We start from the raw sequence: 1,394 nt of genomic DNA, 5'->3' as shown, positions 1-1,394 counted from the left end.
CTGAGGACAAGCCCTCGGCCTATTAGTACCGGTCAACTCCACCCCTCACAGGGCTTCCATATCCGGCCTATCAACCCAGTCGTCTACTGGGAGCCTTACCCTCTCAAGGAGGTGGGAGTGCTCATCTCGAAGCAGGCTTCCCGCTTAGATGCTTTCAGCGGTTATCCCTCCCGAACGTAGCCAACCAGCCATGCCCTTGGCAGAACAACTGGCACACCAGAGGTTCGTCCGTCCCGGTCCTCTCGTACTAGGGACAGCCCTTCTCAACACTCCTACGCGCACAGCGGATAGGGACCGAACTGTCTCACGACGTTCTAAACCCAGCTCGCGTACCGCTTTAATGGGCGAACAGCCCAACCCTTGGGACCTACTCCAGCCCCAGGATGCGACGAGCCGACATCGAGGTGCCAAACCATCCCGTCGATATGGACTCTTGGGGAAGATCAGCCTGTTATCCCCGGGGTACCTTTTATCCGTTGAGCGACGGCGCTTCCACAAGCCACCGCCGGATCACTAGTCCCTACTTTCGTACCTGCTCGACCCGTCAGTCTCACAGTCAAGCTCCCTTGTGCACTTACACTCAACACCTGATTGCCAACCAGGCTGAGGGAACCTTTGGGCGCCTCCGTTACCCTTTAGGAGGCAACCGCCCCAGTTAAACTACCCACCAGACACTGTCCCTGATCCGGATCACGGACCCAGGTTAGACATCCAGCACGACCAGAGTGGTATTTCAACGACGACTCCACCATGACTGGCGTCACGGCTTCAAAGTCTCCCACCTATCCTACACAAGCCGAACCGAACACCAATATCAAGCTATAGTAAAGGTCCCGGGGTCTTTCCGTCCTGCTGCGCGAAACGAGCATCTTTACTCGTAATGCAATTTCACCGGGCCTATGGTTGAGACAGTCGAGAAGTCGTTACGCCATTCGTGCAGGTCGGAACTTACCCGACAAGGAATTTCGCTACCTTAGGATGGTTATAGTTACCACCGCCGTTTACTGGCGCTTAAGTTCTCAGCTTCGCCCCACCGAAATGGAGCTAACCGGTCCCCTTAACGTTCCAGCACCGGGCAGGCGTCAGTCCGTATACATCGCCTTACGGCTTCGCACGGACCTGTGTTTTTAGTAAACAGTCGCTTCTCGCTGGTCTCTGCGGCCACCCCCAGCTCAGACAGCAAGTGCCGTCACCAGGAATGGCCCCCCTTCTCCCGAAGTTACGGGGGCATTTTGCCGAGTTCCTTAACCATAGTTCACCCGAACGCCTCGGTATTCTCTACCTGACCACCTGAGTCGGTTTGGGGTACGGGCCGCCATGAAACTCGCTAGAGGCTTTTCTCGACAGCATAGGATCATCCACTTCACCACAATCGGCTCGGCATCAGGTCTCAG

At 56.2% G+C, this 1,394-nt stretch carries 1 rRNA gene; it reads right to left on the bottom strand.

Annotated elements, in window-relative coordinates:
- Positions 1-2 precede the first annotated feature (2 nt).
- A 23S ribosomal RNA gene (locus tag ACFXAM_RS38750) occupies positions 3-1,394 on the bottom strand; the annotation flags it as partial.

The organism is Kitasatospora sp. NPDC059462 (assembly GCF_042749955.1).
Classification (GTDB): Bacteria; Actinomycetota; Actinomycetes; order Streptomycetales; family Streptomycetaceae; genus Kitasatospora.
This window is presented reverse-complemented; position numbering and strand designations above follow the sequence as displayed.